The sequence below is a fragment of the Neisseria sp. P0001.S007 genome, assembly GCF_051963655.1.
Taxonomy (GTDB): Bacteria; Pseudomonadota; Gammaproteobacteria; order Burkholderiales; family Neisseriaceae; genus Neisseria; species Neisseria subflava_A.
The window spans coordinates 1-241 of sequence record NZ_JBQCUB010000058.1 but is presented as its reverse complement, the minus strand read 5'-3'; the positions used below and the strand labels follow the sequence as shown (position 1 = coordinate 241).

At 43.6% G+C, this 241-nt stretch carries 1 protein-coding gene; it reads left to right on the top strand.

Features of this window, described 5'->3' with window-relative positions:
- Positions 1-105: 105 nt before the first annotated feature.
- Positions 106-241 (top strand): Lrp/AsnC family transcriptional regulator (locus ACTHRE_RS11180; RefSeq protein ID WP_440345287.1); only part of this gene is annotated, 136 nt, incomplete at its 3' end.

Sequence of the window (241 nt, the reverse complement as noted above, 5' to 3'; positions counted from 1 at the left end):
TATTAATAATTTAGACCTCATGCGCGAGTTTCGGCATTTATGCTTATTCTATGCCTGTTTTAAGGTTATTATTCAATCCAAATTAAAACGACAGACATCAAGGCCATGAAAGAACTCGACAAAACCGACTTAAAAATTCTCAAGCTCCTACAACAAACCGCACGTATCCCCATGACCGAATTGGCTGAAAAAGTCGGCCTCTCCACCACGCCGGTAACCGAACGCGTCTGCCGCTTGGAAC